General features: G+C 67.3%; 16 protein-coding genes and 2 tRNA genes. 8 read left to right on the top strand and 10 right to left on the bottom strand.

The window, feature by feature from the left end; all coding sequences use genetic code 11:
- Positions 1–129: 129 nt before the first annotated feature.
- Both AC3WON_RS09260 and AC3WON_RS09255 read right to left on the bottom strand, forming a co-directional pair.
- Complete coding sequence (locus AC3WON_RS09260) at positions 130–1,107, bottom strand: tripartite tricarboxylate transporter substrate binding protein BugE (protein ID WP_492351668.1); 978 nt, start codon at positions 1,105–1,107, stop codon at positions 130–132.
- Positions 1,108–1,448: 341 nt separating this feature from the next.
- Positions 1,449–1,524, bottom strand: a tRNA-Lys gene (locus AC3WON_RS09255).
- Positions 1,525–1,674: 150 nt separating this feature from the next.
- Between AC3WON_RS09255 and AC3WON_RS09250 the strand changes: the two genes are divergently transcribed.
- Together AC3WON_RS09250 and AC3WON_RS09245 are read left to right on the top strand one after the other, a co-directional pair.
- Entirely contained in the window at positions 1,675–2,583 is a 909-nt protein-coding gene (locus tag AC3WON_RS09250; protein WP_492351667.1) for a LysR family transcriptional regulator, read from the top strand.
- 133 nt (positions 2,584–2,716) lie between these two features.
- On the top strand, positions 2,717–4,105 hold the full coding sequence (locus AC3WON_RS09245) for an 8-oxoguanine deaminase (RefSeq protein WP_492351666.1): 1,389 nt from the start codon (positions 2,717–2,719) through the stop codon (positions 4,103–4,105).
- Positions 4,106–4,220: 115 nt separating this feature from the next.
- On the opposite strand, the gene AC3WON_RS09240 is transcribed toward AC3WON_RS09245, so the two are convergent.
- Positions 4,221–4,296: transfer RNA gene (locus tag AC3WON_RS09240), tRNA-Lys, on the bottom strand.
- Positions 4,297–4,522: 226 nt separating this feature from the next.
- On the opposite strand from AC3WON_RS09240, the gene AC3WON_RS09235 reads away from it, so the two are divergent.
- On the top strand, positions 4,523–4,786 hold the full coding sequence (locus tag AC3WON_RS09235) for a DUF1488 family protein (protein WP_010813081.1): 264 nt from the start codon (positions 4,523–4,525) through the stop codon (positions 4,784–4,786).
- Between the two features lie 221 nt (positions 4,787–5,007).
- Here the strand turns inward: AC3WON_RS09235 and AC3WON_RS09230 are convergent, their stop codons facing one another.
- From AC3WON_RS09230 to folD, 5 genes are all read right to left on the bottom strand, one after another.
- Complete coding sequence (locus AC3WON_RS09230; protein WP_492351665.1) at positions 5,008–6,798, bottom strand: SulP family inorganic anion transporter; 1,791 nt, start codon at positions 6,796–6,798, stop codon at positions 5,008–5,010.
- A gap of 19 nt (positions 6,799–6,817) precedes the next feature.
- Complete coding sequence (hpaR, locus tag AC3WON_RS09225) at positions 6,818–7,336, bottom strand: homoprotocatechuate degradation operon regulator HpaR (protein WP_492351664.1); 519 nt, start codon at positions 7,334–7,336, stop codon at positions 6,818–6,820.
- A gap of 86 nt (positions 7,337–7,422) precedes the next feature.
- Complete coding sequence (gene xth, locus AC3WON_RS09220; RefSeq protein ID WP_492351663.1) at positions 7,423–8,253, bottom strand: exodeoxyribonuclease III; 831 nt, start codon at positions 8,251–8,253, stop codon at positions 7,423–7,425.
- Positions 8,250–10,334, bottom strand: a complete 2,085-nt coding sequence (locus AC3WON_RS09215; RefSeq protein ID WP_492351662.1) for a M3 family metallopeptidase — start codon at positions 10,332–10,334, stop codon at positions 8,250–8,252. Before AC3WON_RS09215 ends, xth begins: the two co-directional genes overlap by 4 nt.
- Positions 10,335–10,437: 103 nt before the next feature.
- The gene (folD, locus tag AC3WON_RS09210; protein ID WP_492351661.1) at positions 10,438–11,289 is read right to left on the bottom strand and encodes a bifunctional methylenetetrahydrofolate dehydrogenase/methenyltetrahydrofolate cyclohydrolase FolD; all 852 of its coding nucleotides are present in this window, start codon (positions 11,287–11,289) and stop codon (positions 10,438–10,440) included.
- 159 nt (positions 11,290–11,448) lie between these two features.
- Between folD and AC3WON_RS09205 the strand changes: the two genes are divergently transcribed.
- Entirely contained in the window at positions 11,449–12,141 is a 693-nt protein-coding gene (locus tag AC3WON_RS09205) for a hypothetical protein (RefSeq protein WP_492351660.1), read from the top strand.
- A gap of 102 nt (positions 12,142–12,243) precedes the next feature.
- Here the strand turns inward: AC3WON_RS09205 and AC3WON_RS09200 are convergent, their stop codons facing one another.
- The gene (locus AC3WON_RS09200) at positions 12,244–12,876 is read right to left on the bottom strand and encodes a response regulator transcription factor (RefSeq protein ID WP_010813074.1); all 633 of its coding nucleotides are present in this window, start codon (positions 12,874–12,876) and stop codon (positions 12,244–12,246) included.
- A 170-nt stretch (positions 12,877–13,046) separates the two neighbouring features.
- Entirely contained in the window at positions 13,047–15,632 is a 2,586-nt protein-coding gene (locus AC3WON_RS09195; protein ID WP_492351659.1) for a PAS domain S-box protein, read from the bottom strand.
- 423 nt (positions 15,633–16,055) lie between these two features.
- Here AC3WON_RS09195 and aceE point away from each other — a divergent pair, with 423 nt between their 5' ends.
- The 4 genes from aceE (at position 16,056) to lpdA (ending at position 23,144) form a co-directional block, all read left to right on the top strand.
- Entirely contained in the window at positions 16,056–18,743 is a 2,688-nt protein-coding gene (gene aceE / locus AC3WON_RS09190; RefSeq protein ID WP_492351658.1) for a pyruvate dehydrogenase (acetyl-transferring), homodimeric type, read from the top strand.
- Positions 18,744–18,910: 167 nt separating this feature from the next.
- Complete coding sequence (gene aceF, locus AC3WON_RS09185) at positions 18,911–20,575, top strand: dihydrolipoyllysine-residue acetyltransferase (RefSeq protein ID WP_492351657.1); 1,665 nt, start codon at positions 18,911–18,913, stop codon at positions 20,573–20,575.
- Positions 20,576–20,648: 73 nt separating this feature from the next.
- Complete coding sequence (locus AC3WON_RS09180) at positions 20,649–21,326, top strand: MFS transporter (RefSeq protein WP_492320510.1); 678 nt, start codon at positions 20,649–20,651, stop codon at positions 21,324–21,326.
- Positions 21,327–21,359: 33 nt separating this feature from the next.
- Positions 21,360–23,144 (top strand): dihydrolipoyl dehydrogenase, encoded by a 1,785-nt coding sequence (lpdA, locus tag AC3WON_RS09175; protein ID WP_492351656.1) that lies wholly within the window; start codon positions 21,360–21,362, stop codon positions 23,142–23,144.
- The last annotated feature ends 129 nt before the right edge of the window (positions 23,145–23,273 follow it).

Below are 23,273 nucleotides of genomic sequence, written 5' to 3'. Positions count from 1 at the left end.
GGATCAAATGCAACGATCCTGGGACAGATGTGGGTGACTGATGGCACATTTTCAACCGGCAGCCATAAAAAAACCGGCTGCCAGGTGGCAGCCGGTCATGACCCCTCGCGGGACGGTTTCGCCGTGCGGTTATTCCAGTGTGATGTTCTGGTCGCGTGCGATCTTCTTGCGCAGGTCCAGCTCGCGCTTGATCTGGGCGGCGTACTGCGCCGGGGTGTTGCCGTCGGTGTAGGCACCGCTGTCGGCCAGGCGGCGCTTGACGTTGGGGTCCTGCAGCGCCTTGACCGCGGCATCATGCACGCGCGTGATGATTGCCGTGGGCGTGCCGGCCGGGGCCACCAGTCCGTACCAGGCCATGTTGTTCATGTCCTTCATGCCGGCTTCGGCAAAGGTCGGCACGTCTGGCAGGCCCTCGACCCGCTTGGGCGCCGCCACTGCCAGCGCGCGCAGCTTGCCGGCCTGGATATGCGGCATCGACGACGGCAGGTTGTCGAACTGCGCGTTGACCTGGCCGGCCAGCGTGTCGTTCAGCGCAGGGCCCGATCCGCGGTAGGGGATATGGACCATGTCGGTCTTGGTAATGTCCTTGAACAGCTCGCCGTCCAGGTGCGAGATGCTGCCCTTGCCGGCCGAGGCGTAGCTGTACTTGCCGGGGCTGGCCTGCAGCATCGCGACGAACTCCTTCAGGGTCTTGGCCGGCACCTTCGGGTTGACCGTCAGTACGTTCGGCACGTTGACCAGGTTGGTGATCGGCGCGAAGTCCTTGAGCGGGTCGTACGGGTTCTTGGGGTTGGTGGCGGGGTTGGTCGCCATCGTGCTGACGGTGGCGATGCCCAGCGTGTAGCCGTCCGGGGCGGACTTGGCGAGCGCGTCGGCGCCGATAGCGCCGCCACCGCCGCCGCGGTTTTCCACCACCACCGGCTGGCCCAGCTCGCGGCCGAGGCCGTCGGAGACCGCGCGCGCAACGATGTCGGTGGTGCCGCCGGCCGCGAACGGAACGATCAGGCGGATCGGCTTGTTGGGGTAGGACTGGGCCTTGGCCAGGCCGTGGGCCAGGCCAAGGGCCGCGATGCAGGCGGCTGCGCCGGCGTTGAAAACTGCTTTCAAGGAGTGCCTCCGTTCTTCTTTCACTGATTCGCCAGGCGGGCTGCAGGCGTTTCTTCGGACCCAGACCTTTCGTCTGCGCCCCGCGCTGTCACGGATCCCCGCGCTGGCATGACCGGGCCGTGCCGGGATGCGGCGACGGCCGGCACCTTGCGATAGTTCCGCGATACGGAACTATGTTCCACAATGTGCGCGGATGCGATTCAACCGGGAAAGCGGGCGCAGGGGAATTGGTGAGAACCCGCGTATCAAGAAACCGGCAGCGATGCCGACCGCGCGCGCAAAGCAGCGCGGCGGAAATGAAAAAAGCCGGAAGCAAGGCTTCCGGCTTTTCCTGAATTCGCTGGTGGGGCGTGAGTGACTCGAACACTCGACCTACGGATTAAGAGTCCGCTGCTCTACCAACTGAGCTAACGCCCCAACGAAGAAAAAGATTGTAGCAAGGTATCGGATAAGACGCAATAGCCTTCGCGCAATTTTTGCGAGCCAGGCTGCACTGGCCGCTACAATGCCAGGCCACCGCGCTTATCCCGCCGCGCGGTGGTTCCGATCCACCAGCTTGCCCAGCCCATGCACGCCAGAGTCCTGCGCTATCTCGACGAGGTCGTCCGCCGCGGTTCGATCCGCAAGGCGGCCGAGCAACTGCATGTGGCGCCGACCGCGGTCAACCGCCAGATCCTGGACCTGGAGGCGGAACTGGGCGCGCCGCTGTTCGAGCGCATCAACAAGCGGCTGCGGCTGACGCCGCTGGGCGAGATGGTGCTGGCCCACGTGCGCCAGACGCTGCGCGAGCACGATGCGCTGCGCGAGCGCATCGAGGACTTCAAGGGTGCGCGCCGCGGCGAGGTCACCGTGGCGGTCACGGCCGGCCTGGCGGGCTCGCTGATGCCATCGCTGGTGCATGACTTCCGCCAGCGCTACCCGGGCATTGTGGTGCGCGTGGCCGACCTGCCGGTGGCCGACATCATCGCGGCGGTGGAGCAGGGCGACGCCGACCTGGGCCTTGGCTATGACCTGCCTGAGCTGCCCGCTTTCCGCGCGCTGGCCACTAGCGACTGGCGGATCGGCGTGGTAGTGCCGCCGGGCCATGCGCTGGCGGCCCGGCAATCGGCGCTGCTGAGCGAATGCGTCGGCTATCCGCTGATCCTGCCGGCGCCGTCGCTGTCGATCCGCGCCATCCTTGACGCGGCCTTTGCCCGCAATGCGATCGAGGTCTCGCCGGTGGCGGAGTCCACCTCGACCGCGCTGATCCGGCAACTGGTGATGCTGGGCACCGGCATCGCGCTGCTGAACCCGCTCGATGTGATGGAAGAGCGCGCCCGCCAGGCGCTGGTCTACGTGCCGCTGCGCGACCGCCACCTGCAGGGCCAGACGCTGACGCTGGTGGCGCGCGCTCGCGGCCCGCTCAGCGCCGCGGCCGAGTTGATGGCCGAGCGCATCGGCGACGCGCTGGCGGTGTTGTTCGCGCAGGCGCGCTGAGCAACAGGGTGTCGCGGGTGTCCACTTTTTGTGGACAGGATGATCGGAATTCTGCGCTTGGGGGATGGCACCTCGCCACCGTAGACTGGCGGCCATCCCGTCCCCCAATTCGTTTTGCAGAAGGAATTCCGCCATGACCCTGATTGCCCTGAACGCCGACGTGCTGGTCACCATGGATGCGCAGCGCCGCGAGATCCGCGATGGCGCCCTGGTTGCCGAAGGCCCCGCCGTGCACTGGGTCGGTCCCACCTCGGAACTGCCGCCGCAGTACCGGCGCATGGTCGACGACGGCAGCGCGCAGGTGCTCGACATGCGCGGCCGCGTGGTCACGCCCGGCCTGGTCAACACCCACCACCACATGTACCAGAGCCTGACGCGCGCGGTGCCAGCGGCGCAGGACGCCGAGCTGTTCTCGTGGCTGACCAACCTGTACCTGCTGTGGTCGCACCTGACGCCGGAAATGATCGCGGTGTCGACCAAGACTGCGATGGCCGAGCTGATGCTGTCCGGGTGCACCACCACCAGCGACCACCTCTACCTGTTCCCGAACGGCTCGCGCCTGGATGACTCGATTGCCGCGGCGCAGGAGATGGGCATGCGCTTCCACGCCGCGCGCGGCTCGATGAGCGTGGGCCGCAGCAAGGGCGGCTTGCCGCCGGACGTGGTGGTGGAAGAGGAGGCCGCCATCCTGCGCGACAGCCAGCGGCTGGTGGAGCAGTGCCACGACAGTGCGCGCCACGCGATGCTGCGCGTGGTGCTGGCACCGTGCTCGCCGTTTTCGGTGTCGCGCGACCTGATGCGCGAATCGGCCAATATGGCGCGGCACTATGGCGTGTCGCTGCACACGCACCTGGCCGAGAACGACAACGACATTGCCTACTCGCGTGAGAAATTCGGCCTGACGCCGGCCCAGTATGCCGAGGACCTGGGCTGGGTCGGCCGCGATGTGTGGCATGCGCACTGCGTCAAGCTGGACGACGAGGGCGTCGCACTGTTTGCCCGCACCGGGACCGGCGTGGCGCATTGCCCGTGCTCGAACATGCGGCTGGCGTCCGGCATTGCACCGGTGCGGGCCATGCGCGATGCCGGCGTGCCGGTGGGCCTGGGCGTGGACGGCAGCGCGTCGAACGACGGCGCGCATATGCTGGGCGAGGCGCGCCAGGCCATGCTGCTGCAGCGCGTTGGCTACGGGCCGGCCGCCATGAGCGCGCGCGAGGCACTGGAGATTGCCACGCTGGGTGGTGCGCGCGTGCTCAACCGCGACGATATCGGCGCGCTGGCGCCGGGCATGTCGGCGGATTTTGTCGCCTTCGACATGTCGCAGGTCGGCTTTGCCGGCGCCGGCCATGACCCGGTGGCGGCGCTGGTGTTCTGCACGCCGGCCAATGTCGCGGCGAGCGTGATCAACGGCAGGGAAGTGGTGCGCGACGGTGCACTGCTGACGGCCGACCTGCCCAACGTGCTGCTGCGCCATCGCGCGCTGGCACGTACGCTGTTCGAGCGGGCCAGCCAGGGCGCCTGATGCACGGACTGCTGTGGCGTGGGCATGTGCCTGCGCCGCAGCGGATAAGCCAATCAAGCAAGCGCACAAAGCAAAAGGCCGGAAGCATTGCTGCTTCCGGCCTTTCTGTATTCGGTGGTGGGGCGTGAGTGACTCGAACACTCGACCTACGGATTAAGAGTCCGCTGCTCTACCAACTGAGCTAACGCCCCAACGAAGAACGAGATTTTAGCATGATTTCCGGCGCTGTCAAATGTTTGATGCACTTGCCAGAACAACCCTCATCGTTGTGACCGGGAGCCACACATACGCGCGGATGGAACTTGAAGACGGCCGTGATGGTCTTCGCAATGAGCGCATTCGCATGGGCTCTATCCATACGATTTTGCCGGAGCCATGTTAGGATGTTTCTCCACTTGCATATGGAGGGCTGCACCGATGGAAATCAAATTCCAAGAGCAAGAGCGCTACGACATCAATAATGAAGGCTTGTTGTTCCAGGCACTTGTCAATGGCGAGAAGGTGACTTGCGTGGTGACACGCGAAGCACTGTGGGAAGGCTTCAGTGCCGACCAGGTACTGTCGCTGGAAGAGGCATTCCGTGCCGGCCGCGAAACCATCGAACGCGCCGCCGTGGTGCTGATCGAGCAGGGCGCGCCCCAGCCAATCGTCGTCAAGCGCGCCCACGTGGCGCCGATCTGATGCGGATGGATGCCCCGGCCAGGCCCCGGCATGCCGCGGGCGCCCATCTGTTATCAGGTTCCCAGATGTAGGGCCGTCCGGCCTTGCGTGCCAAGCCGGCAACGCCGGCACAGGCAGATTCCCGGTTTTCCCGTTTCAGTTTCCTGGTTTTTCCTGCAGCCGTACTGTTGCTGAACGCTGGTGCGCGGCCGCCGCTCATGCCGGCGTGCCGGCGCTTCAGTTCATTGTGCTGCCGGGGCCGCGGCGCCAGGCCGTGACGCGCATTCTTCAAAGATCCGCACGGTGCATTGCGCGCAGATGTCCGGCGAGAGCTGGCCGACGATCGTGTGCAGCGCCTGCCGCTTGGTCGGGAAGATATGGTCGGCCCCGAGCTTGTCGGTAAAGCCGGTCTGCGCCCAGGTCTGCAGCACCTGCGTGCGCGGGCGGTGGAAGTACAGGTCGCCGCCCAGCGCGCGCCGTTCGGCGAGCTCGTTTTCCCACATCTCGGCACCGGCCAGGTCGATGAAGTTCATGCTCTTGGTCATCGCCAGCAGGTGCGTCTGGCCGGCGTTGACCGTGCGCAGCCAGTGCAGGCGATCCGTCACGTACTGCACCGCGCCGAAATAGATCGCGCCTTCCATGCGCAGCAGCTTCAGTTGCGGGCATTCCGGCTGCGGGCGGCGCAGCTCGTCCAGCGGCGTGAAGCGCCGGCCGGGATCATCGGCATCGGGCACCAGGCTGCGCACGGCCGGCCGCGAGGTGCGGTACAGGTAGGCCACCAGCGACAGCACGGTGCCGAGCAGCACCGCCATCTCCAGCCGGATCACCAGCGTGGCGGCGAAGGTGCCGATGGCAATGGCGAACTCCGTGCGGCTGAGCGTGAAGATGCGGCGCAGCCGCGCGGTGTCGAGCAGGCCCCACGCCACCAGCAGCAGCATCGCGGCGATCGCCGCCATCGGGATCTGTGCCAGCAGCGGGGCGCTGACGGCCACCAGCGCCACCAGCCACAGCGCCGAGAACACGCTGGCCAGCGGCGTGCGCGCGCCGGCTTCGAAGTTGGGCACCGAGCGGTTGAGCGAGCCGCACGAGATATAGCCTGAGAAGAAGCCGCCCGCGATATTGGACAGGCCCTGGCCGATGAACTCGCGGTTGGCGTCGATATGCTGGCCCGAGCGCAGCGCCACCGCCTTGGCGATCGAGATCGACTGGCCCAGCGCGACGATGGTCAGCGCCGAGGCGATGCCCAGCAGGTCTGGCAGCTTGCGCCAGTCCACATCGGGAATGTGGAAGCGCGGCAGCGCCGACGGGATCGGCCCAACCACGTTGACATGGTGGGCGCCGCCCGCGCCGGACTGGTTCAGCAGCAGCGCCACGCCGTAGCCGGCCAGCAGCCCCAGCAGCATGAACGGCAGCCGCCGCCACAGCCGCTTGCACAGCAGCGTCACCGCCAGCGTGACCGCGCCTACGGTGGCCGCGCCCCAGTTGATGGCGTCGATGTTCTCGAACAGGTGGCGCAGCACGCCGAATGCACTGGTGCCGGTCGGCACCGCCAGCCCGAACAGGTCCTTGAGCGCATACAGGCCGATCAGCGTCGCGGCGCCGCAGGTGAAACCGAGCAGCACCGACGGCGAAATAAAGTTGGCCAGCGTGCCCAGCCGCAACGTGCCCACGGCGAGCTGCATCACGCCCACCACGATGGTGACCGCCAGCGCCAGCCCGATATAGGCCGGACTGCCGGCAAACGCAAGCGGGCTCAGCATCGCGAACAATGCCAGCGAATTGGCGTTGGTCGGCCCCGACATCACGTGCCAGCTCGAACCGAACAGCGCCGCCACGATGCACGGCACCACCGCGCTGTAGATGCCGTATTGCGGCGGCAGGCCGGCCAGCGTGGCGAAGGCCACGCCCTGCGGCAGCACCAGCACGGCGCCGAGCAGGCCGGCCACCAGGTCGGCGCGCAGCGTGGTCTTGTCGACGCGCTGGCTCCATGGGAACAGGCGCGGCAGGAGTGATCCGGGATGGGACGCGGGCATCGGCAATGAAGGGGCAGGCTCAGCCGGCCTCGCCGCCGCGCCCAGGCGGTGGCGAGGCAGCGGATTCGGGCGGGGTGGATTCGGGCAGGTTCGGCTGCGGCGCCATGCCGGCCAGCATCGCGTCGAGCGCACGGTAGACCTCGGTCAGACGCTCGGGGCCGAGCCGCTGCGCCAGTTCCTGGTAGCGTGCATCGACCAGCGGCTCCATTTGCACGATGATGGCGCGCGCCGACGGCGTCAGGCTGACCAGCTGGCGGCGCTGGTCGGTGGCAGAGCGGGTCCGTTCGACCAGCCCGGCGTCTTCCATGCCGCACAGCATGCGGGTCAGGCTGGGGCTCAGGATCAGGCAGGCTTCGGCCAGCTGGTTAGGCTCCATCGGCTCGCGCTCATTGAGCGTGCGCATCACGCGCCATTGTTGCTCGGTGATGCCGAACTGCCGCAGGATCGGGCGAAAGCCGGCCAGCAATGTCTCGCGCGCTTGCAGCAGCAGGTGAGGAAGGTTGCGGTGGCGGAACATGGCCTGGCGGGTGTGGCTCATGCCCGCAGTGTAGCGGGCGCGGCGCCGCGCGGCGAGCGGGGCTTGTGCGGACTTGCCTGAACCCGCGCGCGGCGCCAGCGGCGCGTTCAGCTGCAACTGAGCGTGGCGACCACCGGCGTGTGGTCAGATGGCTGCTCCCACGTGCGCGGCACGCGGTCGATCACGCAGGCGCTGCAGTCGCTGGTCAATGCCGGCGACAGCAGGATGTGGTCGATGCGCAGGCCCGCATTGCGGCGGAACGCCATCATGCGGTAGTCCCACCACGAGAAGGCCTTCTCCGGCTGCTCGAACTGGCGGAACGCATCCGCCAGGCCGAGCTCCACCAGCGCGGCAAAGGCGGCGCGCTCCTGCGGCGAGACCAGGTTCTGGCCTTCCCATTTCTTGGGGTCGTGCACGTCGCGGTCTTCCGGCGCGATATTGAAGTCGCCCAGCAGCGCCAGCTTCGGGTAGCGCTTCATTTCTTCGCGCAGCCAGGCCGTCATTGCATCCAGCCACTTGAGCTTGTAGACGAACTTGTCCGAGTCCGGCGCCTGCCCGTTGGGAAAGTAGGCGCAGACCAGCCGCAGGTCGCCGTATGTGGCAGCGATCACGCGCTGCTGCGCGTCCTCGAAGCCGGGGATGTTGCGCACCACGTCGGCGGGGCCGGGCATGCTGGCGTCGCGGGCGAGGATGGCCACGCCGTTGTACGTCTTCTGCCCGGTGTAGATGCTGTGGAAGCCCGCGTTCTCCAGTTCGGCCAGCGGGTACTTGTCGTCCGGCAGCTTCAGTTCCTGCAGGCACAGCGCGTCGATCGGCGCGCCGGCCTGGTCCTGCTCGGCCAGCCATTGCAGCACCTGCGGCAGGCGCACCTTGAGCGAGTTGACGTTCCAGCTGGCAATGCGAAGCGGGCCGCTGGCGGGCAGGGCGGCCGCGCTCATGCTGCCATCCCGCCGTGGCGCAGCAGCGCGTCGATCTGCGGCGCGCGGCCGCGGAACGCGACAAACGAGTCCATCGCCGGACGGCTGCCGCCGACCGACAGGATCTCGCGCTGGTAGCGCGCACCGGTCTCGCTGTCGAGCACGCTGCCCGACAGCTGCGCGGCTTCCTCGAACGCCGCATACACGTCGGCCGACAGCACCTCGGCCCACTTGTAGCTGTAGTAGCCCGCCGCATAGCCGCCGGCGAAGATATGGCTGAAGGTGTTCGGCCAGCGCGACAGCGGATGCTGCGGCACCACGTGCACGCGGTCGTTGATCTGGCGCGACAGGTCCAGCACCGAGGTGGCGCCGGCCGGGTCGAAGTCGGTATGCAGGTGCATGTCGAACGACGAGAACACGATCTGGCGCAGCGTCATCATGCCGTTCTGGAAGTTCTTGGCGGCCAGCATGCGGTCGAACAGGGCGCGCGGCAGCGGTTCGCCGGTCTCGACATGCTGCGTCATGCCGGTCAGCACTTCGTACTCCCAGCAGAAGTTCTCCATGAACTGCGACGGCAGCTCCACCGCATCCCATTCCACGCCGTTGATGCCCGACACGCCGAGCTCGCCCACCTGCGTCAGCATGTGGTGCAGGCCATGGCCGAACTCATGGAACAGGGTGATCACCTCATCGTGCGTGAACAGCGCGGGCTTGCCGCCCACCGGCGCCGAGAAGTTGCAGGTCAGGTAGGCCACCGGCGTCTGCACGCCGCCTTGCTCCAGCACCTTGCGGCCGCGCGCGTCGTCCATCCAGGCGCCGCCGCGCTTGCCTTCGCGCGCGTACAGGTCGATGTAGAACTGGGCCAGCAGCGTGCCGTCGGCGGTGGTGACGCGGAAGAAGCGCGCGTCCTTGTGCCAGGTCTGCGCCTGCTCAGGCTCGATGCGCACCGAGAACAGCTTCTGCACCACGCCGAACAGGCCCTCGAGTACCTTCGCTTCCGGGAAGTACTGCTTGACCTCTTGCTCGGAGAACGCATAGCGCTGCTGGCGCAGCTTCTCCGAGGCATAGGCGACGTCCCACGGCGCCAGTTCAGGCAGCCCCAGCTCTGCCGCGGCAAAGGCCTTCATTTCGGCCCAGTCCTTCTCGGCGTAGGGGCGCGCCTTGACGGCGAGCTCGTCGAGGAACTTCAGCACCTCGGCCGGCGATTCGGCCATCTTCGGCACCAGCGAGACTTCGCCGTAGCACTGGTAGCCCAGCATCTGCGCCTCTTCGTGGCGCAGGGCCAGCTGCTCGCGCATATTGGCGGTGTTGTCCCAGTCGGCCTGGCCCTGGCCATGCTGCGGGCCCAGTTCCGAGGCGCGCGTGACATTGGCTTCATACAGGGTCTGGCGCAGCGCGCGGTCGTCCGCGTACTGCAGCACCGGGAAGTAGGACGGGAAGTGCAGCGTGAATTTCCAGCCGGCCTTGCCATCCTTCTCGGCGGCATGGCGGGCGGCTTCCCTGGCGTCGTCGGGCAGGCCGGACAGGCGGGCCTCGTCCTCGACATGCAGCGCGTAGGCGTTGGTGGCATCCAGCACGTGGTCGGAGAAGGCCTTGGACAGCTGGGCCTGCTGCTCCTGGATCTCGGCGAAGCGCGGCTTCTTGTCTTCAGGCAGTTCGGCACCGCCCAGGCGGAAGCCGCGCAATTCGTTTTCGATCAGCTGGTGGCGCGCCGCGCTCATGCCTGCGAACTCCGGGCTGGCAGCCAGCGCCTTGTACTTGTCATACAGCGCCAGGCTCTGGCCGAGCGAGGACCAGAACTCGGTCATGCGCGGCAGGTTCTCGGCGTGAGCCTTGCGCAGTTCGGGCGTATCGGCCACGGCGCTCAGGTGGCTGACCACGCCCCAGGCGCGGCCCAGCGGCTCGGTGGCCGCTTCCAGCGCCTGCACGGCGTTGCCCCAGTCGGCGGGCGTGGCCGGATCTTCAGCGCGGGCGACGGCCTGCTGTGCGCTTTCCAGCAGCACGTCCAGCGCCGGGCTGATGTGCTCGGGCCGGATCTCGGCAAAGCGGGGCAGGTCGGAAAAGTCCAGCAGAGGATTGGTAGCGTTGGCGGCTTGGTCCATGGCGTGTTCTCGGTTGGCTGGCCTCGATCGGGCAATCATCCCGCAGATGGGGCCGGGGCGCCGGATTTTCCAGGGCCCCGGGTGGCGTATCGTACGCGCGGCCTCAGCCGGCGGCGCGCTCGGCGGCTTCCAGCGTATTGACCAGCAGCATGGTGATGGTCATCGGGCCGACGCCGCCCGGCACCGGCGTGATGTAGCCGGCGACTTCACGCACGCCGGCAAAGTCGACGTCGCCGCACAGCTTGCCGTTGTCGTCGCGGTTCATGCCCACGTCGATCACCACCGCGCCCGGTTTGACCATGTCGGCGGTGATCAGGTCGCGTTTGCCGACCGCGGCCACCACCACATCCGCGTCGCGGGTGTGGGCGCCGATGTCGCGCGTCTTGCTGTTGCAGATGGTGACGGTGGCGCCGGCCTGCAGCAGCAGCATCGCCATCGGCTTGCCGACGATATTGGAGGCGCCCACCACCACGGCGCGGGCGCCACGCAGCGGGAACTGGACCGATTCCAGCATCTTCATGCAGCCGTAGGGCGTGCACGGGCGGAACAGCGGGGCACCGGTCATCAGCGCGCCGGCATTGGCCACATGGAAGCCGTCGACATCCTTTTCCGGGGCGATGGCTTCAAGCACCTTGTGGCTGTCGATATGCTTGGGCAGGGGCAGCTGCACCAGGATGCCGTGGATGTTCGGGTCCTGGTTCAGGGCGTCGATGCGGGCCAGTAGTTCCGCCTCCGACAGGTCGGCCGGGTAGCGGTCGAGCGAGGAATGAAAGCCGTTGTCCTGGCAGGCCTTGACCTTGTTGCGGACGTAGACCTGGCTGGCTGGGTCCTCGCCGACCAGGATCACGGCCAGGCCGGGCCGGTGGCCACGCTCGGTCAGGCGGGCGGCGCGCAGGGCGGCTTCGGAGCGGATTTGTTTGGCAAGGGCATTGCCGTCGATCAGTTGGGCAGGCATGGAGGCAGGGCGGGTTTGTGGCCGGGAGGTGGAGGTGCCGCCGCGCGCCGGAGCGCGGGTTGGGCTAAAGGCGGAATTATAAAGGTTGCGTGGGGCTTGCCGCACGGAGCTTGAGCGGGTGCAAGGCCGGGCGGGGGCAGCGCTGGTAGCATCGGCCGCATGCACACCGCGCTTCCATCCCTGCTGTCCCATCCCTTGCTGCTGTTGCTGTCCCTGGCGGGGCTGCTGTGGGCGCTGACGCGCCGGCCCTGGCAGCTGCTGCGGCGCAATGCGCTGCAGAACGCCTGGCTGGGTGCGATGGTGCTGGTGGCGCTGCTGTGGACGTTGCGCGCCACGCTGGTCGGCGGGCTGGTGATCCAGTTGCTCGGCGCCACGCTGATGGTGACGCTGTTCGGGCTGCCGCTGGCGCTGCTGTCGCTGTTCGTGGTCGACGTGGTGTCGCTGTTCGGGCTCGAATACCTGGCCGGGCATGGCTGGGCCCAGTTCGACTGGCCCTCGCTGTGGGTGCGCTACGTCTGGCTGGCGCTGCTGCCGGCGCTGATCTCCGCGGCGTTGCAGGCGATGATGCGGCGCCTGCTGCCGCGGCATCCGTTCGTCTTTATCCTCGGACACGGCTATTTCACGGCCGGGCTGGCCGCGCTGGGCGCCCCCGCGGCCCCCCGCCCCCCCGAGGCCGGCTGGCGCCACCTGACGGCACCGGGCCTGCCATGGAGCGTTGCCGATACCCTGACGGCAGCCGTCATCCTGGCCTTCGGCGAGGCCTTCCTGACCGGCATGCTGGTGGCGATTTTTGTGGTCTATCGGCCACAGTGGGTCGTCACGTTCCGGGACGAGGAATACCTGGACCGATGACGGGGCTGACGGGATGCAGGGGCGGCGCCGGACGGCGCGCGGAGAGGGCAGCCGGTGCGGCCGCGGGCCGCGCCGGGTCAGGCAGAGGCAGGCGCCAGCCGCTCAGCTGTTGCGCGACAGCGCCAGGCGCAGCAGGTCGGCGACGGTGTTGACGTTGAGCTTTTCCATGATGTTGGCGCGGTGCGCCTCCACGGTCTTGATGGAAATGCCCAGGTCATCGGCGATCTGCTTGTTCAGGCGGCCGGCAACGATGCGCTCGAGCACCTGCTGCTCGCGCGTGGTCAGCTTGCCCAGCAGGTCCTTGGCGGCGCGCTGCTCGCGTGCGGCGGAATGGTCGGTGCGGGCCTTGGTCAGCATGCGCTCGACCAGTGCGCGCAGCTCGGATTCATCGAAGGGCTTTTCGATGAAGTCGATGGCGCCGCGCTTCATCGTCGATACCGCCATCGGCACGTCGCCGTGGCCGGTGATAAAGACGATGGGAATGTCGATCTGCTCGGCCAGCATGCGCTCCTGCAGTTCCGGGCCGCTCATGCCGGGCATGCGCACGTCAAGGATCAGGCACGACACCTGGCTGGCATCGTAGGCGGCGAGGAACTGCTCGGCGCTGGTGAAGCTGCGCACCTGATAGCCATTGCCCTCCAGCAGCCAGGTCAGCGAGTCGCGCATGGCTTCATCGTCGTCGACGATGAACACGGTCTCGCCGCGGTGGGGCGTGGGGTTTGGCGTTGCGGTCATGTAGTCTCCTCGGGACAACAATTCATTGCTGCGAAGTGTAACCGGCAGCGGCCCTCTGTGGCGAGACAGGCCCCCCACATCCGTGGGGGAAACGGGGCGGGCCGGCTTTTTCTGGAATCCTTGGGCATGCCCGGGCGCGAAGGCCCCGGCAACAGGGCCTGTGCTTCGGCTTAATGCTCGGCCAGCGCCGATTGCAGCGGCAGCATGATTTTAAATGTACAGCCGATGCCGTCGGCATTGTTCTCCACCCACAGGCGGCCCTGGTGCGACTCGATGATCGAGCGGCAGATGTTCAGCCCCATGCCCATGCCGTCGGACTTGGTGCTGAAGAAGGGCTCGAACAGGCGCTCCTTGGTGGCTTCGTCCACGCCCGGGCCCTGGTCGATCACGTCGATATGGACGTTGTCGCCGATCTCGCCCGGCTCCACCCGCGCGTGCAGGCGCACCACGCCGCCGGCGTGCAGGGCGGGCAGGCCGGCCATGGCCTCGACCGCGTTCTTGAGCAGGTTCACCAGCACCTGCTCGATCAGCACCGGGTCGACATAGACCGTCAGCGGCGGGGTCGGCAGGCGGGTCAGGATGGTGACGCGGCGGCGCGTGGCCTCCAGGTCGGCCAGGCCTACCGCGTCGGCGACGATGTCGTGCAGCGCGGCCTCGCGCCGCTGCGGCTGGCTGCGCTTCACGAAGCCGCGGATGCGGCTGATGATGGTGCCGGCGCGCACCGCCTGGGCCGAGGTCTTCTCCAGCACCGGGATCAGGTCCTCCGGCGTGCTGCGGCCCGAGTGCAGCCGCGCCACCGCGCCCATGCAGTAGTTGTTGATGGCCGCCAGCGGCTGGTTCAGCTCATGCGCCAGCGACGAGGCCATCTCGCCCATGGTGGTCAGGCGGCTGGTGAACTGCAGGCGCTCTTCATGCTGGCGCGCCATTTCCTCGGCGGCCTTGCGCACGGTGATGTCGGTGGCGATCTGCATCTGCGCCAGGTGGCCGTCGACCCACTGGATATAGCGGCGGCGCACTTCGAACCATTTCTGCATGTCCGGCACGAACACTTCGCGCGCATCCGATGCGTACGGCATCAGCTCGGACGCCGGCAGGCCGGCATAGGCGTCGACATAGTCGGTGTTGTCGCTGGAGACCTGGTCCTTGTCGAGGTCGTCGCCGGCCAGCTTCAGGTGGCCCTCGGCCTCCCAGCCGAACAGCTGGCGGTAATAGCGGTTGGCAAAGAGCAGCTCCGCCTTGTCGGTGGCCAGCACCGACACCGCGGCGTCCAGGCTTTCCAGCACCGTGGTGAAGCGGTCATGCGCGGCGGCCAGTTCCTCGCGCGCGCGCTTGGGCTCGGTGATGTCCGTCATCGAGCTCATCCAGCCGGTATGGCGGCCGCGGCTGTCCACCAGCGGCGACACGTACATGCGCGCATAGAAGCTGCTGCCGTCGCGGCGCATCACGCGCATCTCGTAGCCGCCGGCGGGCGACTTGCCCTGCAGGGTCAGGTCGATCTGCTTCTGCATTTCCTGCTGGTCGTTGGGCGGCCAGTAGGGGAAGGGCGGCAGGCGCCCGACCAGGTCGTTCTCCTGCCAGCCGGTCATGCGGCAGAAGGCCGGGTTGACATAGGTGATGCGGCCGTTCAGGTCGAGCGCGCGCAGGCCGATCAGCATCGAGTTTTCCATCGCGCGCCGGAACGAGGTCTCGGCCAGCAGCGCGCGCTGCGCCTCGGAGCGGCGGCTGGTGTGGCGCCACATGCTCCACAGGCTCCACAGCAGGAAGCACGACAGCCCCACCACCAGCCACAGCAGCATGTTGTTGGGCAGGTTCGACGCCGGCGGGTAGGCATCGGCGCGCAGCGACAGCGAGTGGCCCGGCGGATCCAGCAGCACCTCGTACGACAGCGCGTTGCCCGGCACCGGCCGCAATGAGGTGCTGGCGCGGGTCTGGTTGTTCTTGTCGATCAGCGAGAAGCGGTAGCGCTCGGTCAGCTCGGGCGGCAGCAGGTGCGTCAGGATGCCGTTGATCGAGTACAGCGCGCCAAGCGTGCCGAGAAACTCGTTGTCGCGCACGATCGGCACTTCCATCAGCATGAAGCTGTCGCCGCGCTCGTTGACCAGCGGGCGCGAATAGACCACGCGCTGGGTCTCGCGCGCGGCGTCGAAGGTGTCGAGCACTTCCGGTTCGAGCGGCTGGTCCTGGTTCTCGCGCAGGCGGCTGGCGAATTCCGAGGTCGACGGCAGCGACCAGCGGCCGCGCTTGGTGGCATCGAGCCAGTTGATGAAGACGATCTCGGGGTTTTCGCGCAGGATTTCCTGCGCCGCGGTGCGGTAGGCGCCTTGCTCAAGCTGCGCGGCGGCGATGTCGCGCGCCAGCGAGGCCAGCTGGTCCTGGTTGCTTAGCAGCGACAGGCGCACGCGCTGCTGTGCCCAGGCCGCGTCGCGGTACAGGGCGTCGCGCTGCTGCTGGCGCTCGGTCTCGTGCAGGGACCACAGGATCACGCCCATGGCCACCGTGAACAGTACGATGGCAACCAGCGGGATGAACATGAACCAGCTGGTGGCCACCAGGTTGCGCCAGCGCAGCCACCACAGCCCGCGCGGTGCGGCCACGGGGGCGCCGTCGTCGGGGCCCAGCGGCTCGATCGGCCCCAGTCCGGCAGCCGGCGAAGGGGCGTGCGCGGGATCGCCTCCGGCCGCCTTGGCTGACCCCGACGCGTCGGGAGGAAGCATGGCTGCACGCAGGCTGGAAAGGAGTCGGTTGAAAAACGGCATGGGAGGGATTGACGGCTGACCGACCAGTGTACCGAGATTATTGCGGTGCGTCGCTTGGGGAAAGCGCCAATGAAAACATTGCTGCTGCGGCCGGGGCGGGCAGGCTTATGGCGCATGGCGGGCCAGCCGGGCAGTGATTCTTGGTGCGCTGCCGCATAATTCCACATTATAAAAAACGATACCGCAATTTGAAAATTTCACTTGTGCTGGACTTTGGGCTTCCATAGAATCGGTTCGACCCAAGAATGCGGGCGGCAGCCATGCGCCTGCCGCGCGGAGAAACCGGAACAGGTTTCCCGGCGGCGGCCCCGATGCAAGGCGGCATGGCGCCGGATCCGCAAGTCGGTGCGAGTCATACGTAAAGTCGTGTCCGGGCGCTGCCAGCGCGGGCGCGGATGCAAAGAATTCACCCAGGAGACAGTCATGTCCGCCGTACCAGAGCAGATTCTCGGCGCCTCGAGCGCCAACGACGCCGATCCCCAGGAAACCCATGAATGGCTCGACGCCCTGCAGGGCGTCCTGGCCGCCGAAGGTCCGGCGCGCGCCGCTTTCCTGATCGACAAGCAGATCGAATACGCACGCGTGAACGGCGTCACCCAGCCGTTCCACGCCGAGACGCAGTACATCAACACGATTCCGGTCGAGCAGCAGGCCCGCATCCCCGGCGACCAGGACATCGAGCACCGGATCCGCTCGTACACCCGCTGGAACGCCATGGCGATGGTGCTGCGCGCCAACAAGCACACCAACGTCGGCGGCCACATCTCGTCGTTCGCCTCGGCGGCCACGCTGTATGACGTCGGCTACAACCACTTCTGGCGCGCCCCGTCGGAAGCCAGCGGCGGCGACCTGGTGTTCGTGCAGGGCCACTCGGCTCCGGGCGTGTATTCGCGCGCCTTCCTGCTCGGCCGCCTGACCCAGGACCAGCTCGACAACTTCCGCCAGGAAGTGGACGGCAAGGGCATCTCGTCCTACCCGCACCCGTGGCTGATGCCGGACTTCTGGCAGTTCCCGACGGTGTCGATGGGCCTGGGCCCGATCATGGCCATCTACCAGGCCCGCTTCATGAAGTACCTGGACAGCCGCGGCCTGGCCAAGGCAGGCGACCGCAAGGTCTGGGCCTTTCTGGGCGACGGCGAGACCGACGAGCCCGAATCGCTGGGCGCGATCGGCATGGCCGGCCGCGAGAAGCTCGACAACCTGGTCTTCGTCATCAACTGCAACCTGCAGCGCCTGGACGGCCCGGTGCGCGGCAACGGCAAGATCATCCAGGAACTGGAATCCGAATTCCGCGGTGCCGGCTGGAACGTGATCAAGGTGGTGTGGGGCAGCAAGTGGGATTCGCTGCTGGCGCGCGACACCAAGGGCCTGCTGATGAAGCGCATGATGGAATGCGTCGACGGCGAGTACCAGACCATGAAGGCCAAGGACGGCGCCTACGTCCGCGAGCACTTCTTCAACACGCCTGAGCTGAAGGCGATGGTGGCCGACTGGTCCGACGACGACATCTGGCGCCTGAACCGCGGCGGCCACGATCCGCACAAGATCTACGCCGCCTACAAGTCCGCCAGCGAGCACAAGGGCCAGCCCACGCTGATCCTGGCCAAGACCATCAAGGGCTATGGCATGGGCGACGCCGGCCAGGCCATGAACGTGGCCCACCAGCAGAAGAAGATGCCGGTGGACGCGATCCGCAAGTTCCGCGACCAGTTCAACCTCCCCGTTGCCGACGACCAGCTCGAAGAGGTGCCGTACATCACCTTCCCGGAAGGTTCGAAGGAACTGGAATACATGCGCCAGGCGCGGCAGAACCTGGGCGGCTACCTGCCGGCCCGCCGCCAGAAGGCCGAAGCCCTGCCGGTCCCGCAGCTGTCCGCGTTCGACGCGCTGCTCAAGGCCACCGGCGAAGGCCGCGAAGTGTCCACCACCATGGCCTTCGTGCGGATCCTGAACACGCTGCTGAAAGACAAGCAGATCGGCAAGCACGTGGTGCCCATCGTGCCGGACGAGTCGCGCACCTTCGGCATGGAAGGCCTGTTCCGCCAGGTCGGCATCTGGAACCAGGAAGGCCAGAAGTACGTGCCGGAAGACCATGACCAGCTGATGTTCTACAAGGAATCGCAGACTGGCCAGGTGCTGCAGGAAGGCATCAACGAAGCCGGCGCCATGTGCGACTGGATCGCGGCCGCGACGTCGTACTCGACGCACGGCGTGCAGATGATCCCGTTCTACATCTACTACTCGATGTTCGGCATCCAGCGTATCGGCGACCTGTGCTGGGCCGCTGCCGACATGCGCTCGCGCGGCTTCCTGCTGGGCGGCACCGCCGGCCGCACCACGCTGAACGGCGAAGGCCTGCAGCATGAAGACGGCCACTCGCACGTGTTCCACGCCGCGATCCCGAACTGCATCTCGTACGACCCGACCTTCCAGTACGAGCTGGCGGTGGTCATGCAGGACGGCCTGCGCCGCATGTACGCCGAGCAGGAAGACGTCTACTACTACCTGACGGTGATGAACGAGAACTACGAGCATCCGGAAATGCCGGCTGGCGTGGAGCAGGACATCGTCAAGGGCATGTACCAGTTCCGCAAGGGCGTCGAGAACAGCAACGCGCCGCGCGTGCAGCTGCTGGGCTCGGGCACGATCTTCCGCGAGGTGATCGCCGCTGCTGACCTGCTCAAGAAGGACTGGGGCGTGGAGTCGGACCTGTGGGGCTGCCCGAGCTTCACCGAACTGGCCCGCGAAGGCCACGACGTCGAGCGCTTCAACCTGCTGCACCCGACCGAGACCCCGCGCGAATCGCACGTGGCCAAGAGCCTGAAGTCGGCCCGCGGCCCGGTGATCGCCTCCACCGACTACGTGCGTGCGTTTGCCGAGCAGATCCGTCCGTTCGTGCCGCGCCGCTACGTGGTGCTGGGCACCGACGGCTTCGGCCGCTCGGACACGCGCGAGAAGCTGCGCCACTTCTTTGAAGTGGACCGCTACTGGGTCACGCTGGCCGCGCTCAAGGCGCTGGCCGACGAGGGTGCGATCGGCCGCGACAAGGTTGCCGAGGCCATCAAGAAGTACAACCTCGACCCGAACAAGCCCAACCCGATGTCGGTCTGATCCGGCAGCCTGCACCAACCCCCGCAGTACGGCAACGCCGTGCCGCGGGCGCCCCGGCCAGATGCCGGACGGCGCCTTGCGGCATGGCGGCGTGACAGAAGCGGGCGGCGAAGGTAATCTCGCCGCTTGCGGATGTCGCGCGTGCCGGCCTGCCCAGGAGACACTGAATGAGTCAAGCGATTGAAATCAAGGTGCCGGATATCGGCGACTATGACGCCGTTCCCGTCATCGAAGTGCATGTGAAACCCGGCGACAGCATCAACGCGGAAGACGCGCTGGTGACGCTGGAATCGGACAAGGCCACCATGGACGTGCCCTCGCCGCAGGCCGGCGTGGTCAAGGACGTCCGCATCAAGGTGGGCGACAACGTGTCCGAAGGCTCGGTGCTGGTGATGCTGGAGGCGGCCAACGAGCCCGCCGCCGCCGCACCTGCCCCTGCTGCCGCAGCACCGGCGCCGGCCGCCGCAGCCCCCGCACCGGCTCCTGCCCCCGCAGCAGCCCCAGCCGCGGCCCCGGCCGCTGGCGGTGGCGGCACCATCGAGGTCAAGGTGCCCGATATCGGCGACTACGACGCCGTGCCGGTCATCGAAGTCCACGTCAAGGCGGGCGACACCATTAACGCCGAAGACGCCGTGGTGACGCTGGAGTCCGACAAGGCCACCATGGACGTGCCGTCGCCGCAAGGCGGCGTGGTCAAGGAAGTCAAGGTCAAGGTCGGTGACAACGTCGCCGAAGGCACGCTGCTGCTGATCCTGGAAGGCGCCGCCGCAGCCGCCGCCCCGGCAGCTGCCGCCGCGGCACCGGCTCCGGCTGCCGGCGCGCCCGCACCGGCACCGGCCCCCGCAGCCGCCGCCCCGGCACCGGCCGCAGCACCTGCTGCCGCGCCGGCCGCCGCTGGCGTAACCGGCAAGGCCGCCCACGCCAGCCCCTCGGTGCGCAAGTTCGCACGCGAGCTGGGCGTGGACGTGTCGCGCGTGCCGGGCACCGGCCCCAAGGGCCGTATCACCCAGGAAGACGTGCAGGGCTACGTCAAGGGCGTGATGAGCGGCCAGGCCGCCGCGCCCGCACAGGCCGCCGCGGCTGGCGCCGGTGGTGGCGAGCTCGGCCTGCTGCCGTGGCCGAAGGTCGATTTCACCCGCTTCGGCGAGGTCGAAAGCAAGGCCCTGTCGCGCATCAAGAAGATCTCGGGTGCCAACCTGCACCGCAACTGGGTCATGATCCCGCACGTCACCAACCATGACGAAGCGGACATCACCGAGCTGGAAGCCTTCCGCCTGCAGCTGAACAAGGAAAACGAGAAGTCCGGCATCAAGGTGACGATGCTGGCGTTCATGATCAAGGCCACGGTGGCGGCGCTGAAGAAGTTCCCGAACTTCAACGCGTCGCTCGATGGTGACAACCTGGTGCTGAAGAAGTACTTCAACATCGGTTTTGCCGCCGACACCCCGAACGGCCTGGTCGTGCCGGTGATCAAGGACGCCGACAAGAAGGGCGTGCTGGAGATCAGCCAGGAAATGAGCGAGCTCGCCAAGCTGGCCCGCGACGGCAAGCTCAAGCCGGACCAGATGCAGGGCGGCTGCTTCTCGATCTCTTCGCTGGGCGGCCTCGGCGGCACATATTTCACGCCGATCATCAACGCGCCGGAAGTGGCCATCATGGGCGTGTGCAAGTCGTACCAGAAGCCGGTGTGGGACGGCAAGCAGTTCGCGCCGCGCCTGACGCTGCCGCTGTCGCTGTCGTGGGACCACCGCGTCATCGACGGTGCCGAAGCGGCGCGCTTCAACACGTACTTCGGGCAACTGCTGGCGGATTTCCGCCGGATCCTGCTGTAAGCGGGGTTGCGCCGGGCAGGCCAGGCCGTCGGCCTGCCCGCCCCGGCGCACCACGCGCAACCGGGAGCGAGCCATGACTACCTGCGTGGTCGTGAGGAAGGGCGCCGAGGTGGCCATCGCGGCAGACGCGCTGGTGACCTTTGGCGACACGCGCCTGTCGCGCGCCTATGAGCGCAACCAGAAGGTGTTCCCGGTGGGCGATGGCTTTATCGCGCTGGCCGGGACCACCGCGCACTTCCCGGTCATGCGCACGCTGCTGGCGGGGCTTGGCGAAGAGTGCCGGCTGGGCTCGCGCGATGACGTGTTCCGCACCTTCCTGAAGGTGCATGAGAAGCTGAAGTCGGACTATTACGTCAACACCAAGGAAGACGAGGACGATCCCTACGAGTCGTCGCAGATCGTATGCCTGATCGCCAATCCGGCGGGCATCTTCGGCGTCTACTCGTACCGCGAGGTGTTTTCGTTCGACCGCTTCTGGGGTATCGGCTCGGGCCGCAACTACGCGCTGGGCGCGATGCATGCGGTCTATGACCGGCCGGACCTGGATGCGGGCGAGATCGCGCGCATCGGCGTCGATGCAGGCGTGGAGTTCGACAAGAGTTCGGCGGGGCCGATCGAGGTGCACACCGTGCGGCTGCACGAGGGTGACGCCGCACCGGCGCCGGCGCCTGGCGGTGCCTCGGGCGGCAATCCGGCAACCGGCAGTACGGCACCCGACAGCGTGGCAACCAACAACGACGGCGCGCCCTGAAGCCGAGAGGCGGGCGCGCATAGAGGAGCAAACATGAGTGTGATCGAAGTCAAGGTGCCGGATATCGGCGATTTCGACGCGGTGGAAGTGATCGAGGTGCTGGTCAAGTCCGGCGACACGGTCGAGGTGGAACAGTCCCTGATCGTGCTGGAATCCGACAAGGCCAGCATGGACGTGCCGTCGTCGGCCGCCGGCAAGGTGGTCGAGGTCAAGGTCAAGGTCGGCGACAAGGTCGGCCAGGGCGCGGTGATCTGCACCATCGAGGCCCAGCAGGCCGCGGCCGCCCCGGCGCCCGCGCAAGCTCCGGCACCGGCGCAGGCTCCCGCACCCGCGGCGGCGGCTCCGGCCCCGGCTCCTGCTGCCGCCAGCCACAGCGGTGGCGCCGATATCCAGTGCGAGATGCTGGTGCTGGGCGCCGGCCCCGGCGGCTACTCGGCCGCCTTCCGCGCCGCAGACCTGGGCATGAATACCGTGCTGGTGGAGCGCTACAGCACGCTTGGCGGCGTCTGCCTGAACGTGGGCTGCATCCCGTCCAAGGCGCTGCTGCACAATGCCGCGGTGATCGACGAAGCCAAGGCGCTGGCCGCCCACGGCATCCTCTTCGGCGAAGCCAAGATCGACCTGGACGGCCTGCGCCACTACAAGAACCAGGTGGTCGGCAAGCTCACCGGCGGCCTGGCCGGCATGGCCAAGGCGCGCAAGGTGCAGGTGGTGCGCGGCATCGGCAACTTCCTCGACCCGCATCACATGGAGGTCGAGCTGACTGAAGGCGAGGGCAAGCGCAGCACCGGCAAGAAGACCGTGATCCGCTTCGAGAAGGCCATCATCGCTGCCGGCAGCCAGGCGGTGAAACTGCCGTTCATCCCGGAAGATCCGCGCATCGTCGACTCGACCGGCGCGCTGGAGCTGCCCGAAGTGCCTAACAAGATGCTGGTCATCGGCGGCGGCATCATCGGCCTGGAAATGGCCACGGTGTACAGCACGCTGGGTGCCGACATCGACGTCGTGGAAATGCTCGACGGCCTGATGAACGGCGCTGACCGCGACCTGGTCAAGGTCTGGGAAAAGAAGAACAAGGACCGCTTCGGCAAGGTCATGCTGAAGACCAAGACCGTCGGCGTGGAAGCCAAACCGGACGGCATCTACGTCAAGTTCGAAGGCGAGGCCGCGCCGGCCGAGCCGCAGCGCTACGACCTGGTGCTGGTGTCGGTGGGCCGCTCGCCCAACGGCAAGCGCATCAGCGCAGAGAAGGCCGGCGTGGCCGTGAGCGAGCGCGGCTTTATCAACGTCGACAAGCAGATGCGCACCAATGTGCCGCATATCTTTGCGATCGGCGATATCGTCGGCCAGCCGATGCTGGCGCACAAGGCGGTGCATGAAGCCCACGTTGCCGCTGAGGCCGCGCATGGCGAGAAGGCTTACTTCGATGCCAAGCAGATCCCGTCGGTGGCCTTCACCGATCCGGAAGTGGCCTGGGCTGGCCTGACCGAAGACGAGTGCAAGGAGAAGGGGATCAAGTACAGCAAGGGCGTGTTCCCCTGGGCGGCTTCGGGCCGCGCCATCGCCAACGGCCGCGACGAAGGCTTCACCAAGCTGATCTTCGACGAGGAAACCCATCGCGTGATCGGCGGCGGCATCGTCGGCACGCATGCGGGCGACCTGATCAGCGAGGTCTGCCTGGCGATCGAGATGGGCGCCGATGCGGTGGATATCGGCAAGACCATCCATCCGCACCCGACGCTGGGTGAATCGATCGGCATGGCGGCGGAGATCTATGAAGGTACGTGTACTGACGTGCCGCCGCCGCGCAAGCGCTGAGCGCCGTTCGCTGCAAGCGAGAATGCCCGCCTGGCCAGGCGGGCATTTTCATCGCCAATTATGCAATTAACCGCCAGGAATTGCCGGCGTCCCACGAGGTCTGCCTGCCAGCACCGCTCGCGTCGGCGG

The organism is Cupriavidus sp. FW305-46 (assembly GCF_058787075.1).
Note: the sequence above shows the minus strand (reverse complement) of the source record. Positions and strands in the feature narration are given on the sequence as shown.

Coding starts and splice junctions, on each gene's coding strand:
- lpdA (WP_492351656.1), top strand. CDS start 21,360: ATGAGTGTGATCGAAGTCAAGGTGCCGGATATCGGCGATTTCGACGCG.
- AC3WON_RS09180 (WP_492320510.1), top strand. CDS start 20,649: ATGACTACCTGCGTGGTCGTGAGGAAGGGCGCCGAGGTGGCCATCGCG.
- aceE (WP_492351658.1), top strand. CDS start 16,056: ATGTCCGCCGTACCAGAGCAGATTCTCGGCGCCTCGAGCGCCAACGAC.
- AC3WON_RS09235 (WP_010813081.1), top strand. CDS start 4,523: ATGGAAATCAAATTCCAAGAGCAAGAGCGCTACGACATCAATAATGAA.
- aceF (WP_492351657.1), top strand. CDS start 18,911: ATGAGTCAAGCGATTGAAATCAAGGTGCCGGATATCGGCGACTATGAC.
- AC3WON_RS09195 (WP_492351659.1), bottom strand. CDS start 15,632: ATGCCGTTTTTCAACCGACTCCTTTCCAGCCTGCGTGCAGCCATGCTT.
- xth (WP_492351663.1), bottom strand. CDS start 8,253: ATGAGCGCGGCCGCCCTGCCCGCCAGCGGCCCGCTTCGCATTGCCAGC.
- AC3WON_RS09205 (WP_492351660.1), top strand. CDS start 11,449: ATGCACACCGCGCTTCCATCCCTGCTGTCCCATCCCTTGCTGCTGTTG.
- AC3WON_RS09215 (WP_492351662.1), bottom strand. CDS start 10,334: ATGGACCAAGCCGCCAACGCTACCAATCCTCTGCTGGACTTTTCCGAC.
- hpaR (WP_492351664.1), bottom strand. CDS start 7,336: ATGAGCCACACCCGCCAGGCCATGTTCCGCCACCGCAACCTTCCTCAC.
- AC3WON_RS09200 (WP_010813074.1), bottom strand. CDS start 12,876: ATGACCGCAACGCCAAACCCCACGCCCCACCGCGGCGAGACCGTGTTC.
- AC3WON_RS09230 (WP_492351665.1), bottom strand. CDS start 6,798: ATGCCCGCGTCCCATCCCGGATCACTCCTGCCGCGCCTGTTCCCATGG.
- AC3WON_RS09250 (WP_492351667.1), top strand. CDS start 1,675: ATGCACGCCAGAGTCCTGCGCTATCTCGACGAGGTCGTCCGCCGCGGT.
- AC3WON_RS09245 (WP_492351666.1), top strand. CDS start 2,717: ATGACCCTGATTGCCCTGAACGCCGACGTGCTGGTCACCATGGATGCG.
- folD (WP_492351661.1), bottom strand. CDS start 11,289: ATGCCTGCCCAACTGATCGACGGCAATGCCCTTGCCAAACAAATCCGC.